The following is a 23,048-nucleotide window of genomic DNA, read 5'->3' as shown; positions in this document are numbered from 1 at the left end:
CGGCTTTTTTAATGGCGATAGCTTTTTCTTATGGGTGGCGCACGATGAGTAATCTCTTACCCGAACAGTATGCTAACACAGCACTTCCCACCCTCCCCGACCAGCCTGATAACCCGGGCGTCTGGCCACCGCATGAGCTGACCTGCGCACATATCAAATCCCATATGGCGGTTTTCCATCGCTGGCTGGGTAGCGCATTTGATGCAGGCGTCTCAGCCGAACAGCTCATTGAAGCGCGCACCGAATTTATCGACCAGCTCCTGCAACGTCTGTGGATCGACTACGGTTTCGGGCAGGTGAGCGACGTCGCGCTGGTTGCTGTCGGCGGATATGGCCGGGGTGAACTGCATCCGCTCTCTGATATCGACCTGCTAATCTTAAGCCGTAAAAAACTGCCGGACGATCGGGCGCAGAAAATCGGTGAGCTGTTGACCCTGCTCTGGGACGTGAAGCTGGAAGTGGGTCACAGCGTGCGCACGCTGGAAGAGTGTCTGCTGGAAGGGTTATCTGACCTGACCGTCGCCACCAATTTAATTGAAACCCGCCTGCTGATTGGCGACGTGGCGCTGTTCCTCGAACTGCAAAAGCACATCTTTAGCGACGGCTTCTGGCCTTCAGAAAAATTCTTCGCCGCGAAAGTCGAAGAACAAAACCAGCGCCACCAGCGCTATCACGGCACCAGCTATAATCTCGAACCGGATATTAAAAGCAGCCCCGGTGGCCTGCGCGATATCCACACGCTGCAATGGGTCGCCCGTCGCCATTTTGGGGCCACCTCGCTGGACGAAATGGTCGGTTTTGGTTTTCTGACCGAAGCCGAACGTAACGAACTCAACGAGTGCCTGCATCTGCTCTGGCGCATCCGTTTTGCGCTGCACCTGGAGGTCACCCGCTACGATAACCGCCTGCTGTTTGACCGGCAGCTTAGCGTGGCGCAGCGCCTGAATTACCAGGGCGAGGGCAACGAGCCGGTCGAGCAAATGATGAAGGATTTCTTCCGCGTCACTCGCCGCGTCTCTGAGCTGAACCAGATGCTGCTACAGCTGTTCGATGAGGCGATCCTCGCGCTGACGGCAGACGAAAAACCGCGTCCGATTGATGACGAATTTCAGCTGCGCGGCACGCTGATCGATCTTCGCGACGAAACGCTGTTCATCCGCGAACCGGAAGCGATCCTGCGAATGTTCTATACCATGGTGCGCAACAGCACGATCACCGGGATCTACTCCACCACCCTTCGCCATTTACGCCATGCGCGGCGTCATCTGAAGCAGCCGCTGTGTTACATCCCGGAGGCGCGCTCGCTATTCCTGAGCATGCTTCGTCATCCGGGCGCCGTCAGCCGCGGTCTGCTGCCGATGCACCGACACAGTGTATTGTGGGCCTATATGCCACAGTGGTCGCATATTGTCGGGCAGATGCAGTTCGACCTGTTTCACGCCTATACGGTGGATGAGCACACGATCCGCGTCATGCTGAAGCTGGAAAGTTTTGCCAGAGAAGAGACGCGATCCCGCCATCCGCTGTGCGTTGATTTGTGGCCACGCCTCTCTCACCCGGAACTGATCCTGATCGCCGCCCTGTTCCATGATATTGCCAAAGGTCGCGGCGGCGACCACTCCGTACTCGGTGCCCAGGACGTGCTGAAATTTGCCGAGCTGCACGGCCTGAACTCACGTGAGACGCAGCTTATTGCCTGGCTGGTTCGCCATCATCTGCTGATGTCGGTTACCGCTCAGCGTCGTGATATTCAGGATCCGGAAGTGATCAAGCAGTTCGCCGAGGAAGTGCAAACGGAGAACCGCCTGCGCTACCTGGTCTGCCTGACGGTAGCCGATATCTGCGCTACCAACGAAACCCTGTGGAACAGCTGGAAGCAGAGCCTGCTGCGCGAACTGTACTTCGCCACCGAAAAACAGCTGCGTCGCGGGATGCAGAACACCCCGGATATGCGCGAGCGCGTGCGCCACCACCAGTTGCAGGCGCTTGCCCTGTTGCGCATGGATAACATTAACGAAGAGGCACTACATCAGATTTGGGCGCGCTGTCGCGCCAACTACTTTGTGCGCCACAGCCCAAACCAGCTTGCCTGGCACGCCCGGCATCTGCTGAAGCACGACCTGACGAAACCAATGATTCTGCTCAGCCCGCAGGCCACGCGTGGCGGAACGGAGATCTTTATCTGGAGCCCGGACCGGCCTTATTTGTTTGCGGCGGTCTGCGCCGAACTGGACAGGCGTAACCTGAGCGTTCACGACGCGCAGATTTTTACCACCCGCGACGGCATGGCGATGGACACCTTTATTGTACTGGAGCCGGATGGCAGCCCGCTGTCGTCGGACAGGCATGAGGGGATACGCTTTGGCCTCGAGCAGGCGATTACGCAGCGCAGCTGGCAACCTCCGCAGCCGCGACGTCAGCCAGCAAAACTGCGCCACTTTACCGTCGATACCGAGGTCAATTTCCTGCCGACCCATACCGACCGTAAATCGTTCCTTGAGCTGATTGCGCTCGACCAGCCAGGGCTGCTCGCCCGCGTCGGCCAGGTTTTTGCCGATCTGGGAATTTCGCTTCACGGCGCCCGAATTACAACCATTGGCGAACGAGTAGAAGATTTATTTATAATCGCGACGGCCGACCGGCGTGCCCTTAATAATGACCTGCAACTTGAAGTGCAACAACGGTTGACAGCAGCCCTCAATCCAAACGATAAAGGGTGACGTGTTTTTTAGTGAAATGGAAAGAGTAAACAATGCAGCAGTTACAGAACGTTATTGAGTCCGCTTTTGAGCGTCGCGCCGACATCACTCCGGCAAATGTGGATACCGTGACCCGTGAAGCGGTAAACCAGGTTATTTCCCTGCTGGATTCCGGCGCGCTGCGCGTGGCAGAAAAAATCGACGGTCAGTGGGTTACTCATCAATGGCTGAAGAAAGCTGTGCTGCTCTCTTTCCGTATCAACGATAACCAGGTTATCGACGGAGCAGAAAGCCGCTACTTCGATAAAGTGCCAATGAAATTTGCGGATTACGACGAAGCGCGCTTCCAGAAAGAGGGCTTCCGCGTAGTACCACCGGCAGCCGTTCGTCAGGGTGCATACATCGCACGCAACACCGTGCTGATGCCATCCTACGTGAACATCGGCGCCTACGTTGACGAAGGCACCATGGTGGACACCTGGGCTACCGTCGGCTCCTGCGCGCAGATCGGTAAAAATGTTCACCTGTCCGGCGGCGTCGGCATTGGTGGCGTTCTGGAGCCACTTCAGGCTAACCCAACCATCATCGAAGACAACTGCTTCATCGGCGCACGTTCCGAAGTGGTTGAAGGCGTGATCGTCGAAGAAGGTTCTGTGATCTCCATGGGCGTGTACATTGGCCAGAGCACCCGTATTTACGATCGCGAAACCGGTGAAATTCACTACGGCCGCGTTCCAGCCGGTTCCGTTGTGGTTTCCGGCAACCTGCCGTCTAAAGATGGCAAATACAGCCTGTACTGCGCGGTCATCGTGAAAAAAGTGGATGCGAAAACGCGCGGTAAAGTGGGCATCAATGAACTGCTGCGCACCATCGATTAATCGGGTATAACAAAAAGCGGGGGCAACCCCGCTTTTTTTATATCCGAAGGTGGCGAAAATAGATTTTTTCGTTAATTATTCATAGGTTATGTTGAGATCAAGGGTACCGCTATGTACGATAATCTGAAAAGTCTGGGCATTACCAATCCTGATGAAATTGATCGTTATAGTCTCCGCCAGGAAGCCAATAACGATATTTTGAAAATCTATTTTCACAAGGACAAAGGAGAGTTCTTCGCCAAAAGCGTGAAATTTAAATACCCACGCCAGCGTAAGACCGTTGTCGCTGACGGTATCGGTCAGGGATATAAAGAAGTACAGGAAATCAGCCCTAACCTGCGCTACGTTATCGACGAACTCGATCAAATCTGCCAGCGCGATCGCAGCGAAGTCGATCTGAAACGTAAGATCCTTGACGACCTGCGTCACCTGGAAAGTGTTGTTACCCATAAGATCAGCGAAATTGAAGCTGATCTTGAGAAATTGACGCGTAACAAATGAGCCGTTTTATTGCCCGGTGGCGCTTCGCTTACCGGGCCTACGAACGCATGTAGGCCGGGTAAGGCGAAGCCGCCACCCGGCAAAAAGCATCATCTTTGTTCATCCAGCTGCAACGCCACATACAGCAGTAGCCGGTCGTCAAAATTCCCTAAATCCAGCCCCGTCAGTTCCGAGATCCGGTTTAGCCTATACTCCAGCGTATTACGGTGAATAAACAGCGCTTTTGACGTTGCCAGCGGCTGCACGTTATGCCGGAACCACGCCTGCAACGTACGGCGCAGCAGCCCGTTGTTGTCCATCGCTTTCAGACGCACCAGCGGGCGCGCCAGCTCGTTGGCCTGCCAGCCACCGCGCAAACTGTCGAGCAGGACCGGCAGCATCAGATCCTGATAGAAATAACTGCGGCTCTCCGGCATGCGCTGTTTACCCACCATCATGGTAGTGCGCGCCGTTCGCCATGAACGGGCGATACTTCCCGGCCCGGTAAAGTAATTTCCCAGCGCGACGCGAAAACGGAGCTGTCCGTTCTCCTTCATGCGCTCGATGAGCAGCTCAACGCGGCGACGATGATCTTCCGCGTCCCAGCGGCCAAACTGATTAAGCGCAGGCTTGAGCACCACCATTTCCGTCAAAGAGACGATTGCCACCAGGTTGTTACGCTCCGGCGTCGCCAGCATATTTTGCAGCTGCTGTAGCTCCACCATGGCGCTATCCACGCCAAGCTGGCCGCTATCCACCTCAATCACGGCGACCACGCGCGGCTGATTCAGGTCGATACCCAGACGCTGCGCCCACTCGCTCAGGGCAGGCGTGTGCTCCTCCGCCTGGATCAAATTCATCACCAGCTCTTCACGCAGGCGGCTGTCCTGGGCGAGCAGGTGCATCAGACGCGACTGCTCCAGCATCATCTCCGCCGTCATGCAGACCAGCTCGCCGTATTTACGCAGCGATTCAGGATCGCCGGTCAGACCGATAACGCCAACAATCTCTCCTTCCAGACGCAGCGGCAGGTTGATCCCCTGACGGACCCCGTGCAGATGTTTCGCCACGGCGTCATCAATGTCGACCACGCGCCCCTGAGAGAGCACCAGCAACGCCCCTTCGTGCAATTCACCAATACGCTCACGATCGCCGCTGCCGATAATGCGCCCTCGGGCGTCCATTACGTTGATATTGGTATCGATGATTCGCATGGTGCGCGCCACGATATCCTGCGCCATTTTGGTATCAAGATGCCAGCCAGCCATATAACCCTCCCGTGAGCAGAGCTCAAGCATAGGGAAGTTCAGCTAAGGCTGCATTGTGCAGATGCCCAAAGGCAGAGAGAGATGTATGGAGTTGTGGGAAAGGTCACAGAAAAGAGAAAGCCCCTGCGAACAGGGGCTTAAGAAGATTACTGCATCAGGAGATAAATAGAGGTATCACCACGCTGAATATTCAGTGCCAGCACGGACGGCTTGCTGTCGAGAATTTTGCGCAGTTCAGCGATGTTTTTCACCGGCTGCTGGTTAGCGCCCATGATCACATCACCTTTTTTCAGGCCGATACGGGCAGCAGGTGAGTTCGCTTTCACGTTGTTCACCACCACGCCTTTATCTGCCCCTTTGTTGCTCATCTCAGCACCTTCAATACCGCTGAAGATGGTGCTGGAATCCACCTGATTCTGACTGCTCTGTTGCAGTTCCAGGCTCACGTTAACTGGCTTACCTTCACGCAGCAGGCCGAGGGTCACTTTACTGCCGATTGGCATAGAACCCACTTCCGCACGCAGGGCGGCAAAGCTGCTGATCGGTTTACCGTTCAGAGAGGTGATCACGTCACCCGCTTTAATGCCGGCTTTCGCCGCTGAAGAGTTCGGCATGACCTGGCTCACGAATGCGCCGCGCTGAGCGTCCACTTTCATCGCTTTCGCCAGCTCGGAGTTCAGCTCGGTCCCCATGATACCCAGCTCACCGCGTTTCACCTGTCCATATTGCACCATCTGCGCAGTCAGGTTTTTCACCATGTTGCTCGGGATAGCAAAGCCGATACCGATGTTGCCACCGTCCGGTGCCAGGATAGCGGTGTTGATACCGATCAGTTCACCGTTCAGGTTAACCAGCGCACCGCCGGAGTTACCGCGGTTAATGGCCGCATCCGTCTGGATGAAGTTTTCATAGTTTTCCGCATTCAGGCCGCTACGTCCCAGCGCGGAGACGATACCCGAGGTCACGGTTTCGCCCAGACCAAACGGGTTACCGATGGCGACAGTGTAGTCACCCACGCGCAGCGCGTCAGAGTCGGCAAGCTTAATCGCCGTCAGGTTCTTCGGATCCTGAATTTGAATCAGTGCGATATCGGAGCGCGGGTCTTTACCGACCACTTTGGCATCGAATTTACGGCCATCGCTCATCTGAACCTTAATGGTGTTAGCATTATCTACCACGTGGTTATTGGTCACCACGTAGCCTTTCGCTGCATCAATAATAACGCCCGAGCCGAGTGCCATGAATTTCTGCTGCTGGCCGCCGCCCTGACCGTCATCCCCTGCGCCGCCGCCCTGACAGAACGGGGAGCTCTGGAATGGCGAACCGTCCTGGCAGAATGGCGAATTGTCGCCGAAGAACTGCTGGAAATTACGCGGCATACGCGGCGTATTGACGGTTGTGCTGCCCTCAACGTTAATACTCACCACCGATGGCATCACTTTTTCGAGCATCGGGGCCAGGCTTGGCATCTGCTGTGCAGTCGCTGCCGAGGAAGCTGTCTCGGCCGCCGTCGCCAGAGGGGACAACGCTAAACCTAAACTCAGAGCCAGTGCACTCATTGCTAATGTGGTTTTTTTCATGTTTCTCAATCTCGATTTACCAGATAACGCAAAATTGCTGTGTAACTCAGATTCGTTTTATACCGCTTAGTTCCGGGATTAAGTTTATGGAAAAAGTAAAAATTTATTGGTCGTCTTTACAAAACTCATGGCTTATTCAACGGCCATAAGCTTGCGGTATTCATCCCAGGCATACAAATCTGTCATCCCGCTGATATAGTCCTGGATAAGACGACAGCGATAATAATATTCCATGACTGGCCATTGGGAAGAATGACGATCTATTTTACTGACGGCCTCAATGTATGCCAGCCGGTGACGGGTTGAAAGCTTCTGATAGAGACGAGATTCAATCGGCAGGCGGCGAACACGTTCATTTTCGACCAGCTCGCAAAACTCATCGACCGTCAGCTGGAGCAGCGGGCCATAAATTTCCAGCAAACCGCTGATAACCCGGTATCCTTGCAGCTCCAGCTGTTCGACATCCGGGTGGCTGAAAACATGGCGAACAGCCACGTTTTTATATAATTCAAGCAGCTGACTAAAACTGCTCTCATCTTCTAGCAGGGCGTGATTAAATTCCCCGCTAAATATCATCGGCAAATTATCAATGAAACGGGCGGCCGCATACGGCACCAGTTTATTCAGCGTATTGACCCGCAAATACATAAAGAACTGATCTTCGGTACTGCGGCTCAGCGAATTTGAACGCGATTTATCCCAGGCATTCTCGACGACCTGTGCAAACAGAGAACCTTTTTCATGCTCTCCCCAGGCATCGTGAAGATGCTGATACAGCTCCTCGACGCTGAATATTCTTTTTTCCACTGCGTCTTCCAGATCGGCCACGCAATAAGAAATGTCATCAGCCGCTTCCATAATCCACGTCAATGGAAAACGGCCATTCGGCGTTAGCGAAAGTTCTTTACGCAACCGTTCAATGTACGCTTCTTCCGACAGGTAATAGCCCGGTTTTTTCATCAGGTAGCTATGGGTGGCAGGCGTTTCCCCCATCCACCACGCGGGACGCGTGTATTTAAGAATACAGCCCACCTGCGCCCAGGTCAGATTCATGCGCATCAGGGAGTGCACCAGACGGATCCCCTGCGCGTTACCTTCGAAATGACACAGATCCTGACGCACCTTGCGGCGCAGATCGTTCAGGCTATCTTCGCCCTCACGCAGGCGTAAATCGCGTACCACACAGCGGTCATCGCTGAGCGGCTGGCTTATGGCGTCAGAGGGAAAAAGCCGCTGTTTAAACCAGTCATTGATGGCGGCCTCGCCGAAATGACCAAAGGGAGGATTGCCGATATCGTGCATCAGGCAGGCCATCTCAACGATGCTTTCGAACGGCCCGGTCAGTTCATCCAGCCCGTAGGTTTCCAGCAGACGTTGCTCTTTAAGACGGCTGAGGATCTCTTTTGCAATGTAGCGCCCCACCTGCTGCACTTCCATGGAGTGCGTTAACCGCGTACGCACCGCGGCGTTACGCTCCAGCGGGAACACCTGGGTTTTTTGCTGTAACCGGCGGATGGCGGGCGAATTGATGATGCGTCCGCGATCGCTTTCAAAAATGCGCAGGATCTCATGTTCGCTCTTATCGCCCTGCGGCGAACGGAAACGTCGGTGCCAGTTAATTTTGGTGCGAAAATCGATTGGTGCCATGTGCTCCCCCGCGTGAGAATGCGTTTCCCCTTAACCGCATGATAGACTATGCATCTTAACAAGGCACATCGCGAGTAAATCTATGAAAATCGGCATTATTGGTGCAATGGAAGAAGAAGTTACGCTGCTGCGTGACAAAATTGAGAACCGTCAGACCCTCTCCCTTGGTGGCTGTGAGATCTACACCGGCCAGCTGAACGGCGTTGACGTGGCTCTGCTGAAATCAGGCATCGGTAAAGTTGCAGCGGCACTGGGCGCGACCCTGCTGCTTGAGCGCTGCAAGCCTGACGTTATCATTAATACAGGTTCGGCGGGCGGTCTGGCGCCGACGCTGAAAGTGGGCGATATCGTGGTTTCCGACGAAGCGCGTTACCACGACGCAGATGTCACCGCATTCGGCTACGAATATGGTCAGCTTCCGGGCTGCCCGGCCGGGTTTAAAGCGGATGATAAGCTGATTGCCGCCGCTGAAAGCTGCATTAACGAGCTGAACCTCAATGCGGTGCGTGGCCTGATCGTCAGCGGCGATGCCTTTATCAACGGCTCTGTTGGTCTGGCGAAAATCCGTCATAACTTCCCGCAGGCTGTGGCCGTTGAGATGGAAGCCACGGCCATTGCGCACGTGTGCCATAACTTCAGCGTGCCGTTCGTGGTTGTTCGCGCGATCTCTGACGTGGCGGACCAGCAGTCCCACATCAGCTTCGACGAGTTCCTGGCCGTTGCGGCCAAACAGTCCACCGTGATGGTGGAAACCCTGGTGCAGAAACTGGCGCGTGGGTAAGGTGTCATTCAGGGCGCTGGTCGCCCTGCTTCTGCTCGCCCCGGCCTGGCTCATCGCCGCGCCGCGGGTGATCACACTCTCCCCTGCCAATACGGAACTGGCGTTTGCCGCCGGGATTACGCCCGTTGCGGTGAGCAGCTTTTCCGATTATCCACCGCAGGCCGCCCATCTCGAACAGGTTGCCACCTGGCAGGGAATGAACCTGGAACGCATCGTGGCGCTGAAGCCCGATCTGGTTCTTGCCTGGCGCGGTGGTAATGCCGAACGACAGGTGAACCAGCTCTCTTCGCTGGGAATAACGGTAAAATGGGTAGATGCGGTGAGCATCGAACAGGTGGCGCAAACCCTCCGTGACCTCGCGCCCTTCAGCCCTACCCCCCAACGCGCCGAACACGCTGCACAGCAGATGCTCAACGACTATGCTGCGCTTAAAACCCGATACGGCACGCAACCGAAACAACGCGTTTTTCTGCAATTTGGCAGCCAGCCGCTGTTCACTACCGGGAAAGGCTCGATCCAGAACCAGGTGCTTGAGATCTGTGGAGGTGAAAATATCTTTGCCGAAAGCCGGGTCCCCTGGCCGCAGGTCAGCCGTGAGCAGGTTCTGGCGCGACAACCGCAGGCCATTGTGGTGGTCGGAAATGCGAGCGAGATTCCTAAAATAGAACAATTCTGGCATCGGCAGCTTAAAATTCCGGTCATCGCACTCAACAGCGACTGGTTTGAACGCGCCAGCCCGCGTATTATCCTCGCCGCAAAACAACTCTGCGCCGAACTGGCAGAGAGTCACTCAAACAGATAAATACCCTATTCGAGGATTTAACGATGCTCGTGTATTGGCTGGATATTCTTGGCACAGCCGTTTTTGCGATCTCCGGCGTTTTGCTTGCCGGAAAACTACGCATGGATCCTTTTGGCGTACTGGTGCTCGGCGTCGTTACGGCGGTAGGCGGCGGAACGATTCGCGATATGGCGCTGGCAAACGGCCCGGTATTCTGGGTAAAAGATCCAACGGATCTGGTGGTGGCGATGGTCACCTGCCTGTTAACCATCGTGCTGGTTCGTCAGCCTCGCAGACTACCAAAATGGATATTGCCAGTGCTGGATGCCGTCGGTCTGGCGGTCTTTGTGGGAATAGGCGTGAATAAAGCCTTTATTGCCGGGACTGGCCCGCTGGTGGCGATCTGTATGGGCGTGTTGACCGGCGTGGGCGGAGGGATTATTCGCGACATTCTGGCGCGAGAAGTCCCGATGATCCTGCGAACGGAAATCTACGCGACGGCCTGTATCATCGGGGGGATTGTTCACGCCACGGCGTATTATACCTTTGCTGTCCCGCTGGAAAACGCGGCGATGCTGGGGATGGTGGTAACGCTGGTGATCCGTTTAGCGGCGATACGCTGGCACCTGAAGCTGCCGACGTTTGCACTGGATGAAAATTCAAGATAGGTGTCGTTTATAAGCCCGGTGGCGCTTCGCTTACCGGGCCTACAATTTGCATTCAGGTTAAATACTGAATGAAGAACCACACCCGCAGGTGCTGGTCGCATTCGGGTTAGTCACCACAAAGCGCGAACCTTCCAGACCTTCAGTGTAGTCCACTGAACCGCCCACCAGATATTGCAGGCTCATCGGATCAACCACCAGCGCGACGCCCTGTTTCTCGATAGTCATATCACCATCGTTAACCTGGTCGTCAAAGGTAAAACCATACTGGAAGCCACTACAGCCGCCGCCGGTAATATAAACACGCAGTTTCAGATCCGGATTGTCCTCGTCGGCAATCAGGGTTTTCACTTTTTTCGCTGCTGCTTCGGTAAATTCCAGCGGCAACGCTACGTCATCACTCATCTTATGCTCCCATGAATACTGCGACTGCTATTGGGTAAAAATCACCCAATTCTTTTTGTCATTATCTAATACCCTGGTAATTCATTCAAGTATTCTGCTTCAGGGCCTGTTCAGCTTCCTGTTTCGCCAGGGTACGGGCAAGAATGGTGGAGTATAGCGGTTTTCCACCCAGGAATTGGGCTAATAGTGTCGCGCCGAGGCAGGTAATGATCATTGGCAAAATGAGCTGGTAATTGTCGGTCATTTCCAGCACCAGCACGATCCCGGTCAGCGGCGCACGCAGGGAGGCCGCCAGCAGCGCCCCCATTCCCGCAACCGCAAACGTCCCCGCATCCAGATGGTAGGCCGGGAAGCCTGCCGCCGCCGCCATCCCGAACGCCGTACCCAGCAGCGTCCCCAGCGCCAGCATCGGGGCGAAAATGCCGCCCGGGGCACCAGAGGAGAAGCACAATACCGTGGTGATGACGCGTGAAATAAACATAAACAGCAGCAGGCCTACGCTGAAATTCCCCGCCGCGGCAATGGGAATCAGACCGAAACCGCCGCCCGCCGCATTCGGTTCGATAAAACCGAGGATCCCGCACACGCCCCCAAGCAGGCCCCCCACCAGCACCCATTTCGTGGTATTTCCGCCATGGATGCGCTGAAACATATCCTGCACCCGTAAAATCAGGGTGTTAAAAAGCGGGCCAACGACGCCAAAAATCATCCCAAGAATCAGATACAGCCACAAAGTATTGACCGGCGCATTGGTTAGCTTGCCAACTTCAATCACCGCCCCTTCGCCGTTAAAGACGCGAAAGACAATGCTCGACATAATCACGCCGGTAAACACCGCTTTAATGGAGATCAGGTTGTAGCGGAACTGGGCGCGCATCTCTTCAATGATAAACAGGATACCCGCCAGCGGCGCGTTAAACGCGGCAGACAGCCCGGCCGCCGCCCCCGTTGCCAGCAGCGTATGGCGCGCTTCGGCGCTGCGCATACGGAACAGATCGCCGACCATGCGCCCGACGTTACCGCCCAGCTGTACCGTTGGTCCTTCCCGACCGAGCACCATGCCCGCTCCGAGCGTTCCCATCCCGCCGATAAATTTCACAGGAAGCACGCGCCACCAGCGAACCGGGCGTAGCTCTTCCAGCGCCCCCTCAATTTCAGGGATCCCCGAGCCACCTGCTTCAGGTGCGAATTTACGCACCAGAAAATAGCCCACCATGGCAAACAGGGCCGAAAGGCCAAAGGCCCACACCCAGACCAGCCATTCACGATCCGCGAAGCTGGCGACGGTACCTATGCGCCAGTTGAGCACCGCATTGACGGCTTTCTCAAACGCGACGCCTACCAGCCCGGCCAGCGTGCCCACAACGGCGGCTGCCACCAGAATGGCTAACGGGGTTTTGTCACGGTTGAGCAGCCGCCGGATACTGACCCGGTGCTTCGCGCGCGTAAACTGTTGTTGTTCAAAAGAAGGCGTGTTCTCGTTCATTACCTGTTCTGTTTCGTCATACAAAAGGCCGCAGGGATTCTACCAGAGACAATCCCCTCGTCCCCTGAAAAATACTTAACAATTGTTAAGCCTTCTATGGGGCAAAAATTTTATAACCTCTTCCGAATCACTTAGAATAGTTGCCTTAACTCATTTCTACGAACCAGGAACGACGCCATGAGCAAGTCTGAAAACCTCTACAGCGCAGCCCGCGAGCTAATCCCAGGCGGCGTAAACTCACCCGTGCGCGCCTTTACCGGCGTGGGTGGCACCCCGCTGTTTATCGAACGTGCGGATGGCGCATATCTGTATGATGTGGATGGTAAAGCCTATGTCGATTACGTCGGTTCCTGGGGTCCGATGGTACTGGGGCATAACCACCCGGCGATCCGCAACGCGGTGATTGAAGCCGCTCAGCGCGGCCTGAGCTTCGGTGCGCCAACCGAGATGGAAGTCAAAATGGCGGAGTTGGTCACCGAACTGGTGCCAACGATGGACATGGTGCGTATGGTGAACTCCGGTACCGAAGCGACCATGAGCGCTATCCGTCTGGCGCGCGGTTTTACCGGCCGTGACAAGATCATCAAGTTCGAAGGTTGTTATCACGGCCATGCCGACTGTCTGCTGGTGAAAGCCGGTTCCGGCGCGCTGACCCTCGGCCAGCCAAACTCTCCGGGGGTGCCGGCTGATTTCGCGAAACACACGTTGACCTGCACCTATAACGACCTGAGCACCGTTCGCGCCGCGTTCGAGCAGTATCCGCAGGAGATCGCCTGCATCATCGTTGAGCCAGTTGCGGGCAACATGAACTGTATCCCACCGCAGCCTGACTTCCTGCCGGGCCTGCGCGCCCTGTGCGATGAGTTCGGCGCGCTGCTGATCATCGACGAAGTGATGACCGGCTTCCGCGTGGCGCTGGCGGGTGCCCAGTCTTATTATGGCGTGGAGCCGGATCTGACCTGCCTCGGCAAAATCATTGGCGGCGGCATGCCTGTCGGCGCGTTTGGCGGCCGTAAGGACGTCATGGACGTGCTGGCGCCAACCGGTCCGGTTTACCAGGCGGGTACGCTCTCCGGTAACCCGATTGCGATGGCGGCGGGCTTTGCCTGTCTGACCGAAGTGGCGCAGCCGGGTATCCACGAAACCTTGACGGACCGGACGACGCAACTGGCAAACGGTTTGCTGGAAGCCGCAGAAGATGCGGGTATTCCACTGGTGGTGAACCACGTGGGCGGGATGTTCGGGATTTTCTTCACCGATGCGAAAACCGTGACCTGCTATCAGGACGTGGTGAAATGCGACGTGGAACGCTTCAAACGCTTCTTCCACCTGATGCTGGGAGAAGGCGTGTATCTTGCCCCGTCAGCGTTTGAAGCGGGCTTTATGTCCGTGGCGCACAGCGAAGAAGATATCAATAACACCATCGACGCAGCGCGTAAGGTATTTGCGAAGCTGTAAAATGTGCGGCTTGATGCCCTCACCCCAACCCTCAGCCCACAGGGAGAGGGAGCAAACACTGAAACGGCAATCTAAGGATTGCCGTTTACTTTTATTACCGACTCTGCTTTCTCAACAGATAAATAAAGTAAGGCGCGCCGATAAAGGTCGACAGGAGGCCCGCCGGGATCTGATACGGGAACAGCACCATCCTTCCGCACCAGTCAGCAAAGACCAGGATCGCCCCGCCCGTCAGCGCAGAGATCACGATATGCGGCAAAGTCCTGCGGAAACCCATCATACGGGCGATATGCGGCGCCATTAATCCGACAAAACTGAGCGGGCCGATAGTCATGGTGGCCGTCGCCGTCAGGCACGCGGCCAGCAGCAACAGCGCAATGCGCGTTGGCGTCAGCGCCACCCCGACCGCGCGGGCGGTATCCCCACCCAGCGGCAGAATGGTCATCCAGCGGCGGCACAGCGGCACAATCGCCAGCAGCACGATCATCACAATCCCGGTATGCACCACCTGACTGCCGGTGGCGTTGTATGTTGAACCGGAAATCCATGTCAGGATCTGCGCCATGCGCGGATCGCCGCTCGCCTGCAACATCATCAGCAGCATAGTAAACGCGGTGCTGAGCGCCATCCCGGCCAGCAGCATGCGGTGAGGTGAGAAACCACCTCGCCCGGAGGCGATCAGGATAATCATCAGCGTGACTGCCGCACCGATACTCCCGGCAGGCATCAGCCAGCCGAACGCATTTCCCGGTACGAGGAACAACATCAACACTACGCCAAACGCGGCCCCGGAGCTGATCCCTAATACTTCCGGGCTTGCCATCGGGTTGCCGGTGAGACGCTGGATAATACAGCCCGCCACCGCCAGCATGACGCCCGCAATCAGCGCGGAGAAAATCCGCGGCCAGCGCCACTGCATGAGTTCATGCAGCAAATCCCCCGTTGCCCAGTGCCAGCCCGTGGCGTCGCGTCCCAGCGAGAGTGCGGCAAACGAGGCGATAACCAGCACTGCCAGCCCGGCAAGGCTGAACCACACCACCGACTGACGCTCGGCATGCACTTTATCGCCGGCATCCATCGCCGGAGCGCTAATGCTGCGCAGGCGCGGCAGCAGCCACAGCAGCAGCGGCGCGCCGATCAGGGCCGTCACCGAGCCCGTGGAAACTTCCATCCAGACGCGCGCCAGCCAGAGAATGAGCTGATCGGAAAGCCAGAGGATCAGCGCACCAATCAGCGGCGCCAGCATCAGACGCGCCAGCAGACGGCGCGCGCCGAGCATTTTTGCCAGCAATGGCGCAAACAGGCCGATAAAACCGATGATGCCGACGGCGTTAACCAGTAACGCGCTCAGCACAATCGCCAGGGTCAGGGCCGCCAGACGGGCCAGCGACAGCGCCAGCCCGAGATTGCGCGCCACGCCGTCATCGAGGCCCATCAGCGTGAGCGGACGCAGCAGCAGCAGCGTCAGCACCACGCCGCCAAACAGCTGCGGCCACAGGCGCTGGACGATACTCCAGTCGGTCTGGGTGAGCGTGCCGGTACTCCACATAAACATGCTTTGCAGCTGGTCGTGGTGAAACAGCACCAGCAGCTGGTTGATCGCCCCACAGTAGAGGCTGACGACCAGCCCCGCGAGGATCAGCGTGACCGGTGAGAGACGTTTTCCCCAGGCTACGCCAAAGACCAGCGCACCGACCACGCATGCGCCTGCCAGCGCGGCAAACTGCGAGGTTAACGCTCCCGGCAGGGTCCAGAGCGTGGTGATGGTGATCCCCAGCTGAGCCCCCGTCGCCACGCCCAGCGTGGTTGGCTCCGCCAGCGGGTTACGTAGCACCTGCTGAAACAGTACGCCCACCAGTCCCAGTCCCGCCCCGACCAGCAGGGAGATAGCCAGACGCGGCAGCAGGCTGTAGTGGAACAGCATTTGCTGAATATTGTCGATATCCGGTGCGGCAAACGCGGCTGCCCACTGATCGCGCGGTAACGCCGTGGTCAGGTTAAAGCCGGTTAATGCCAGGGCAGCCAGAAAAATGAGCGCTAACAGTAACATCGGGAAACGGGCCATACGCGTGCTCATGCCTTGCCTCCCAGTGCATTGTCCAGCACGCGGGCAAAATGCATGGCCGACAGCGTCGCGCCGTAGAACCATACCGCTGGCGCGCGCAGGAAGCGCTGCTCGCGGACGAACGGCATTGCCTGCCAGAGCGGAGTCGCCATCAGGGTTTGCATTTCGCGCTCATTGCCGTGGTCAAAGCACAGCACGTCCACATCACGAAACGCCGCCAGACGGTCAATCCCCACGGCGGTACTGCCCCAGAACGTCATCTCGCCTTCCCAGGCATTGCGAATGCCAAAGCTGTCGAGCACTTCCTGGAACAGACAGTTATTTCCAAAGACCAGCATATGGCGGGCATCCAGCAGGGTCACCATCAGCAAAGGCCGATCGCCACGGTGGGCAAAGCGCGGCTTAAGGGAATCAATCAGCGCATCAAATTCATTGAGATGTTTTTTCGCCTCAGCCTCACGGTTGAGGAACTGCGCCATCTCGTGGATGGAATTTTTTGCCATGGTCAGCGGCTTTTTACCGTCGCTAAAGGAAAAGCCCCGTCCGGGCGCAATCTTCGCCATGGTCTCTTCCGACGGGCCATACCCCGCAGACCAGAATAAATAAGACGGTTTCATCTGGGTGAGAAGCTCGAGGTTCGGCTCCGTACGCAGACCGATGTCGATGACGGAGTCCGGCAGTTTTGGCTCATTCACCCACAGGGTGTAGTTGGGAATATCGGCCACGCCGTAAGGCGTCACGCCCAGCGCCATCATCAGTTCGACGGGCAACCACTCCAGCGCCACGATGCGGTGCGGATCGACTGCGGCAGCGCGGGCCGGGCCCATCTTTAACAGCAGCGGTGAGAGTGCCATGGCCGTCAGCAGGCGACGGCGGCTAATTAATGTTGGATCCAGCATCAGTAGACAAAGCTCACGGGTGCAGCCCCGGCCGGGTGAGGCAGAATGCCCATAGGAATACCGTAGATATGTTCCAGCGTTTCGCTGCGCATCAGTTCGGCAGGCGTACCCTGAGCGATCATTTCACCGCCGCGCAGCGCTACCAGATAGTCGCAGTAGCGTGCCGCCATGTTGATATCATGCAGAACGGCAATCACAGTCAGGCCGCGCTGCTGGCTTAAGCGATGCACCAGCGCCAGGACGTCAACCTGATGAGCAATATCCAGCGCTGAAGTGGGTTCGTCGAGCAGCAGGCAGCGGCTGTCCTGCGCTACCAGCATCGCGATCCATGCGCGCTGACGCTCGCCACCGGACAGGCTATCCACCAGACGGTGCGCCAGCGGTTTTAACCCAACCAGCGCGATCGCCTCTTCCACTTTCTCTCTGTCAGCAACGCCAAAACGCCCGAGCGCACCGTGCCACGGATAACGTCCAATCGCCACCAGCTCGCGCACCGTCATCCCCTCCGCCTGCGGCAACTGCTGCGGCAGATAGGCCACCTTGCGGGCAAAGGCCTTACTGCTCCAGCTCGCCAGCGGCTGGTCATCCAGCAGAATGTCGCCCTCGGACGGCGGCTGATGACGGCCCAGCATCTTCAGCAGCGTCGATTTACCGGAACCATTGTGCCCGATTAAACCGGTCACTTTACCTGCGGGAAACGTCAAAGAGAGCGGATGCAGCAAGGTGCGCCCGGGTACGCGAAAGGAGAGATTGTTGAGCGTGAAGGTGGAATCGGATTGCGTTTTAGTATCCTGCATGTCAGCCAACTTAAATAAAAAGGGCACGGCGAACCGTGCCCATAAAGAGGTTAGAAGCGGAAGGTCGCCGTGGCAACAACCTGGCGTCCTGCTCCCCAGTAGCATGCATACTCGCTGTAGCAGCTGGAGACGTATTCACGATCAAAGATGTTGTTCACGTTGACGCCGACGGAAGAGCCCGGCAGACCGAAGCGCGCCAGATCGTATTTCACGGTCGCATCCGCCAGGGCATAACCCGCGACGTTAAAGGACTCATAGGCTTTAGGCGACGCTGAGGAGTAGTACGTCACCGTGTTACCGATGTAGCGAGCACCCGCACCAACGGTCAGGCCGCTTAGCGCCGTCTCGTGGAAGGTGTAATCCGCCCACAGTGATGCCATGTTGCGCGGTACTTCTGCCGGACGACGACCTTCATACCAGGTGTCGTGGGTGTATTCCGCATCGGTGTAGCTGTAGGCCGCCGTCACGTTCACGTTAGCCGACACCGCCGCTTTCGCTTCCAGCTCAAAGCCTCGGGAGCGAATTTCACCGCCCTGCACGCTAAAGCCGCTGGTCGGGTTCGCCGGATCCGCGGTCAGGTTATTGTTCTTGGTCAGCTGGTATACCGCTGCCGTCACCACAACAGGCAGATCTTTTGGAACATACTTCACGCCCGCTTCATACTGCTTGCCGCGTGCCGGATCGAACGGTTTACCACCCTGAGTAGTGCCAGAGAGCGGTTCAAAGGATTCACTGTAGCTGAAGTATGGTGTAATCCCGTTGTCGAACAGGTAGTTAATCCCCCCGCGCCAGGTAAATGCCTGATCGTTAATTTCCGCGGTGGTTCCGTTATTACGGTTAAAGGCAGACGTTTTCGCAAAGTCATAGCGGCCACCCAAGGTGAGTACCCACTTATCCCATTCAGCCTGATCCTGCGCATAGAGCCCGGTCTGCTCCTGACGATTGAGCATGGCATACGGGAAGTTCACATTGACGTTCGCATTGCCGTGCTGAGGATTGTTCATGCTGATCGGATCGGCGGTGCCGTAGTCAGCATCAATGTCATTTCGCATACGAAGGTAATCCACACCCGTCAGCAGGGTATGGTCAACGGCGCCGGTCGCGAATTTCGACTGGAGCTGTGTATCAACCGTGAACGAGTTGAGGTCTTCATCTGAGCGCACGTAGGCACGGCTGATCTGGGCCGGGGCGATATAGCCGTTACCGTAAACTGAACGGTAAAGGGTGTTGATTTTGGTATAACGCAGGTTCTGACGCACGGTGAAGGTGTCGTTGAATTCATGCGCGAAGCTGTAACCCACCATTTTCTGACGACGGGAGATCTTATTGTCTTCATCTCCTTCGTTGAAGTCGGTCGGCAGTTTGTGCGCTTTTCCGTTAGCATCATAGTAAGGCACAACGGTACCTTCACGTGGCAGCCAGCCGTAGTAACCCGCATCCGGATCGCTCTGGAAGTTGCTCAGGAAGGTGAAATCGGTTTTATCATCAGGACGCCAGCTGAAAGACGGCGCAATCGCGTAACGAGTAGATTTCACCATTTCCTGCTGCGCGTTCTCACTACGTCCCAGACCGGTCAGACGGTAGGACCACACGCCGTCATCGTCAATCGCGTCGCTGAAATCAAACCCCGTCTGCCAGAGGTTATCCGTCCCCATTTTGAACTGAATTTCTTTCAACGGTTCCGTGGTTGGACGCTTACTGACCATACTCACTACGCCGCCCGGATGGCTTTTGCCATACAGTACAGACGTCGGGCCACGCAGCAGCTCTACGCGCTCAAGGAAGTACGGGTCCATGGACGCTTCAGAGTAGTTGTCTCCCTGCAACTTCATACCATCCAGATACTGGTTGGTATTCACGGTGCTGGAGGTCGTGAAACCACGAATCGAAACCACATCGTAAGTTGTTGAGGCGCCGCGCGTTGCGAAAACGCTTGGGGTGTAGGCCAGGGCCTGTTTAACCGTCCCCGGCTGTTTCATGTCCATCTCTTCACGAGTCACAACAGAAATAGACTGCGGGGTTTTCTCAATGGGTGTATCGGTTTTCGTCGCCGTTGCAGTGCGTTTTGCCGCAATCGTCGCAGCAGGACCCCAGGCACTTTCCTGTGCAGCCGGTGCGGCAGTCACGGTGATGGTTTCTTCTTTCTTGGGGGTTTCAGCGGCCTGTGCATAAGCAGACATGCCGGCAACCGCTGCGGCTACGACGGCTGCGATTTTACGCAGCGACGTGTTAATTGGCTGAGCAGTATTGGAAAGCGCCATGATGGATCTCTGATGAAAAAGGTGAATGATAACGTAAACGAGAATTATTATTATGACCGCAGAATAATATGCGAAACGCTGACGGCATAGCAAGCGATATGCGGCCCTACAAGAATTGAGGGTTTAAGAAATAATCAACGGAAAACGGGTCGTTAATAAGGATTGAAAACAGGGTTAAGGAAATGAGTTGCTGAGGTGAAAAAATACCCCCTTCCAGGGAAGGGGGTGTCATAAGGGCTAGTTGCCGCCGAACATATCCTTGATCCAGCCGGCGACGCCGTCGCTGTCTTTCTTCTCGTTCTGCTGCTGCGGCTGTTGCTGCTGCGGCTGCTGAGGTTGAGAAGACTGATCGAACGGGTTACCTGTCGGTTCTTCTGGCTGGCTTTGCTGGCACAGCGCATCCGGGTTGGTCGTCCAGACCGGCAGCGAACGCACGCCGCCGCCACAGATGAAGTTACCCGAGCTGTCCACGCCCATATCGACGATATCTTCCGGGGCAACGAGGTTCAGCGGCACCGGAGACTGATTGGCCAGATAGCGCTGGTAAATCGACATCGCGCCGCTCGCACCATACAGTTTGGTCGGCTGGTTGTTATCGCGGCCCACCCAGGTGATCACCACTTCACGGCCATCAATACCGGCGAACCAGGTATCGACGTTGTTGTTGGTAGTCCCGGTTTTACCCGCCAGATGCAGACCAGGATACTTCGCCCCCAGCTGACGCCCGGTACCGCGCTGGACCACCTGCTGCATGGTCCACAGCGTCATATAGGCCGCCTGCGCCGGAACAGCGCGCTCCGCCTGCGGGAAGCTCTGATACAGCACGGAGCCATCTTCGGCAATCACCGAACGCAGGGCGGAGAGCGGAGCACGGTTTCCGCCGCTGGCGATGGTCTGGAACGCCTGGGCCACTTCGATTGGCGTCAGGTTAAGCGCCCCCAGGATCATCGCTGGCACAGGGTGCAGCTGATCTTTCGGTACGCCCAGCTTCTGCCAGGTGTCGGTGATGGCGGGGAGGCCCAGCGCCATGCCGAGGTTAACAGTCGGCACGTTCATCGAGCGGGTTAACGCATCCACCAGCATCACCTGGCCGCTGAACTGCTTATCATCGTTCTGCGGAGACCACACCTGGCCGTTAGGCTGGCGCAGGGAGATTGGCGCATCGGCAATCCAGGTGTTCAGTCGATAGAGATTCGGCTGGCTCAGCGCGGTCAGGTAGGTTGCCGGTTTTGCCAGAGAACCAATCGAACGACGCGCCTGCATCGCGCGGTTATAGCCCGCATACTGCGGCTCGGCGCCGCCCACCATGGCGCGAACTTCGCCGGTGTTGCGATCAACTACCACCATCGCGGTTTCCAGATCGCTCAGCTTACGCTGCTTCTTCAAAACCGGAATACCTTCAACCGCCGCTTTTTCTGCCGCATCCTGCGCCACGGAGTCAAAGGTGGTGAAGATCTTCACCCCGGAGAGATCTTTCACTTTATCTCCGAGCTTAGACTGCAACTCCTGACGTACCATCTGCATAAAGGCAGGCTGCGGAGAGATCACCCCACCGCGCGGCTGAACGCCCAGCGGACGCGCGCTCAGCATGTCGTACAGCTCCTGGTCAATCACCTGCTGTTGTTGCAGCAGACGCAGCACCAGGTTACGACGCTCCAGCGCCAGTTTCGGGTTACGCCACGGGTTGTAGATCGACGCGCCTTTTACCATGCCCACCAGCAGCGCCTGCTGATCAAGGCTCAGCTCTTCTACCGGACGGCCAAAGTAGTACAGGCTCGCCAGCGGGAAGCCGCGGATCTCGTTATCGCCGCTCTGACCGAGGTACACCTCGTTCATGTACAGCTCAAGAATACGATCCTTGCTGTAGCGCGCATCCATCAGCACGGCCATGTACGCTTCGTTGGCTTTACGCCAGTAAGAGCGCTCGCTGGAGAGGAACAGGTTTTTCACCAGCTGCTGGGTCAGGGTACTCGCCCCCTGCACCGTACGCCCCGCGGTCAGGTTCGCCAGTACCGCACGACCAATGGAGTAGAGGCTAATCCCGTCGTGCTCGTAGAAGTGGCGGTCTTCGGTTGCCAGCAGGGTATCCACCAGCAGATCCGGGAAGCCGTTACGCGCCACGAACAGGCGCTGTTCGCCGTTTGCGGACGACAGCATGGTGATGAGACGTGGATCGAGACGGAAGAAACCGAACTGGCGATCGTTATCCATGTTCTCAATGGTTTCCAGGCGATCGCCGTCAAAGGTCAGACGCGCGCGCACCTGCCCTTCTTTACTGTCCGGGAAGTCGAACGGACGGCGGATCATCTCAATGCTTTTCGCCTGGACGGTAAATTCACCCGGACGGGTCATTTTCGTGACCTGACGATACTGCGTGGCTTGCAGCAGCTTCACCATCTCATTCTTGCTGATGGACATGTCCGGCTCAAGGTTCACCATGCGGCCGTACACTGCCGCAGGCAATTGCCAGACTTTCCCGTCAATACGGCTGCGGATCTTCTGATCCAGATAAACGCCGTAAATCGCGATCAGAACAACAAAAACAATAAACAGCTTCAGCAGCAGCCAGAACCAGCCGCGCTTACCACGAGGCTTACGCCCTTTGCCTTTCCCTTTACGCGGCATCGGTTCTTCATCCTCATAATCGTCTTCATAGTCATCGTCATACTCCTCATCTCTGAGGCGACGACGGCTTACCTTTTCTTTCGCCGGACGCGTCGGCTTTCCCTTACGTCCTATTGGCTCGCGGTCATTCCCCGCCATGCTTTTTCTCCGCAACATTCAGGCGCAAAGGCCAGATTTTCTTATCTTGCACAGGTCAGTGAAAGAAGAAATCTCTCAAAATAAACAGCAAGACTTTCCTGACAGGAAAGTCTTTAGTGTTTTCTCCCTCTCCCT

General features: G+C 56.7%; 17 protein-coding genes. 7 read left to right on the top strand and 10 right to left on the bottom strand.

Going from position 1 to position 23,048, the window contains the following annotated elements:
* Positions 1 to 44: 44 nt before the first annotated feature.
* The 3 genes from glnD to L3069_RS03995 all read left to right on the top strand — a co-directional run bounded on the left by glnD (position 45) and on the right by L3069_RS03995 (position 4,078).
* Positions 45 to 2,720, top strand: coding sequence for a bifunctional uridylyltransferase/uridylyl-removing protein GlnD (gene glnD, locus L3069_RS04005; protein WP_032676702.1), 2,676 nt, complete (start codon positions 45 to 47; stop codon positions 2,718 to 2,720).
* Positions 2,721 to 2,752: 32 nt separating this feature from the next.
* A complete protein-coding gene (dapD, locus tag L3069_RS04000) occupies positions 2,753 to 3,577 on the top strand; it encodes a 2,3,4,5-tetrahydropyridine-2,6-dicarboxylate N-succinyltransferase (RefSeq protein WP_023299365.1) in 825 nt (274 codons plus the stop codon).
* Positions 3,578 to 3,688: 111 nt separating this feature from the next.
* Complete coding sequence (locus L3069_RS03995) at positions 3,689 to 4,078, top strand: DUF3461 family protein (RefSeq protein WP_022647102.1); 390 nt, start codon at positions 3,689 to 3,691, stop codon at positions 4,076 to 4,078.
* Between the two features lie 89 nt (positions 4,079 to 4,167).
* Here L3069_RS03995 and L3069_RS03990 read toward each other — a convergent pair whose 3' ends face one another.
* The 3 genes from L3069_RS03990 to dgt form a co-directional block, all read right to left on the bottom strand.
* Positions 4,168 to 5,325: a CdaR family transcriptional regulator gene (locus tag L3069_RS03990; RefSeq protein WP_003856217.1), complete on the bottom strand. Its 1,158-nt coding sequence runs from the start codon at positions 5,323 to 5,325 to the stop codon at positions 4,168 to 4,170.
* Between the two features lie 146 nt (positions 5,326 to 5,471).
* A complete protein-coding gene (gene degP / locus L3069_RS03985; RefSeq protein ID WP_022647101.1) occupies positions 5,472 to 6,905 on the bottom strand; it encodes a serine endoprotease DegP in 1,434 nt (477 codons plus the stop codon).
* Between the two features lie 132 nt (positions 6,906 to 7,037).
* A complete protein-coding gene (gene dgt / locus L3069_RS03980; protein WP_023299363.1) occupies positions 7,038 to 8,552 on the bottom strand; it encodes a dGTPase in 1,515 nt (504 codons plus the stop codon).
* An 82-nt stretch (positions 8,553 to 8,634) separates the two neighbouring features.
* On the opposite strand from dgt, the gene mtnN reads away from it, so the two are divergent.
* Genes mtnN through L3069_RS03965 form a run of 3 tightly spaced genes read left to right on the top strand, consistent with a single transcriptional unit; the run spans position 8,635 to position 10,782 of the window.
* Complete coding sequence (gene mtnN / locus L3069_RS03975; protein ID WP_003856223.1) at positions 8,635 to 9,333, top strand: 5'-methylthioadenosine/S-adenosylhomocysteine nucleosidase; 699 nt, start codon at positions 8,635 to 8,637, stop codon at positions 9,331 to 9,333.
* A complete protein-coding gene (gene btuF, locus L3069_RS03970) occupies positions 9,326 to 10,135 on the top strand; it encodes a vitamin B12 ABC transporter substrate-binding protein BtuF (RefSeq protein WP_023299362.1) in 810 nt (269 codons plus the stop codon). Before mtnN ends, btuF begins: the two co-directional genes overlap by 8 nt.
* A 23-nt stretch (positions 10,136 to 10,158) precedes the next feature.
* Positions 10,159 to 10,782 (top strand): TRIC cation channel family protein, encoded by a 624-nt coding sequence (locus L3069_RS03965; protein WP_003856227.1) that lies wholly within the window; start codon positions 10,159 to 10,161, stop codon positions 10,780 to 10,782.
* A gap of 57 nt (positions 10,783 to 10,839) precedes the next feature.
* On the opposite strand, the gene erpA is transcribed toward L3069_RS03965, so the two are convergent.
* Both erpA and clcA read right to left on the bottom strand, forming a co-directional pair.
* Entirely contained in the window at positions 10,840 to 11,184 is a 345-nt protein-coding gene (gene erpA, locus L3069_RS03960; protein WP_003856230.1) for an iron-sulfur cluster insertion protein ErpA, read from the bottom strand.
* A gap of 85 nt (positions 11,185 to 11,269) precedes the next feature.
* Positions 11,270 to 12,670, bottom strand: a complete 1,401-nt coding sequence (clcA, locus tag L3069_RS03955; protein WP_038415375.1) for a H(+)/Cl(-) exchange transporter ClcA — start codon at positions 12,668 to 12,670, stop codon at positions 11,270 to 11,272.
* A gap of 177 nt (positions 12,671 to 12,847) precedes the next feature.
* Here clcA and hemL point away from each other — a divergent pair, with 177 nt between their 5' ends.
* Positions 12,848 to 14,128, top strand: coding sequence for a glutamate-1-semialdehyde 2,1-aminomutase (gene hemL / locus L3069_RS03950; protein ID WP_038415373.1), 1,281 nt, complete (start codon positions 12,848 to 12,850; stop codon positions 14,126 to 14,128).
* A 94-nt stretch (positions 14,129 to 14,222) separates the two neighbouring features.
* Here the strand turns inward: hemL and fhuB are convergent, their stop codons facing one another.
* The 5 genes from fhuB to mrcB form a co-directional block, all read right to left on the bottom strand.
* Positions 14,223 to 16,205 (bottom strand): Fe(3+)-hydroxamate ABC transporter permease FhuB, encoded by a 1,983-nt coding sequence (fhuB, locus tag L3069_RS03945; protein ID WP_032625558.1) that lies wholly within the window; start codon positions 16,203 to 16,205, stop codon positions 14,223 to 14,225.
* Entirely contained in the window at positions 16,202 to 17,092 is an 891-nt protein-coding gene (gene fhuD, locus L3069_RS03940; protein WP_023299359.1) for a Fe(3+)-hydroxamate ABC transporter substrate-binding protein FhuD, read from the bottom strand. The genes fhuB and fhuD overlap by 4 nt, the downstream gene beginning before the upstream one ends.
* Positions 17,092 to 17,889 (bottom strand): Fe3+-hydroxamate ABC transporter ATP-binding protein FhuC, encoded by a 798-nt coding sequence (gene fhuC / locus L3069_RS03935; RefSeq protein ID WP_022647093.1) that lies wholly within the window; start codon positions 17,887 to 17,889, stop codon positions 17,092 to 17,094. The genes fhuD and fhuC overlap by 1 nt, the downstream gene beginning before the upstream one ends.
* Positions 17,890 to 17,939: 50 nt before the next feature.
* A complete protein-coding gene (gene fhuA / locus L3069_RS03930) occupies positions 17,940 to 20,150 on the bottom strand; it encodes a ferrichrome porin FhuA (RefSeq protein WP_100167730.1) in 2,211 nt (736 codons plus the stop codon).
* Between the two features lie 237 nt (positions 20,151 to 20,387).
* A complete protein-coding gene (mrcB, locus tag L3069_RS03925) occupies positions 20,388 to 22,913 on the bottom strand; it encodes a bifunctional glycosyl transferase/transpeptidase (RefSeq protein WP_022647091.1) in 2,526 nt (841 codons plus the stop codon).
* Positions 22,914 to 23,048 lie beyond the last annotated feature (135 nt).

The sequence above is a fragment of the Enterobacter cloacae complex sp. ECL411 genome (genome assembly GCF_021869665.1).
In the GTDB taxonomy this organism is placed as follows: domain Bacteria; phylum Pseudomonadota; class Gammaproteobacteria; order Enterobacterales; family Enterobacteriaceae; genus Enterobacter; species Enterobacter intestinihominis.
This window is presented reverse-complemented; position numbering and strand designations above follow the sequence as displayed.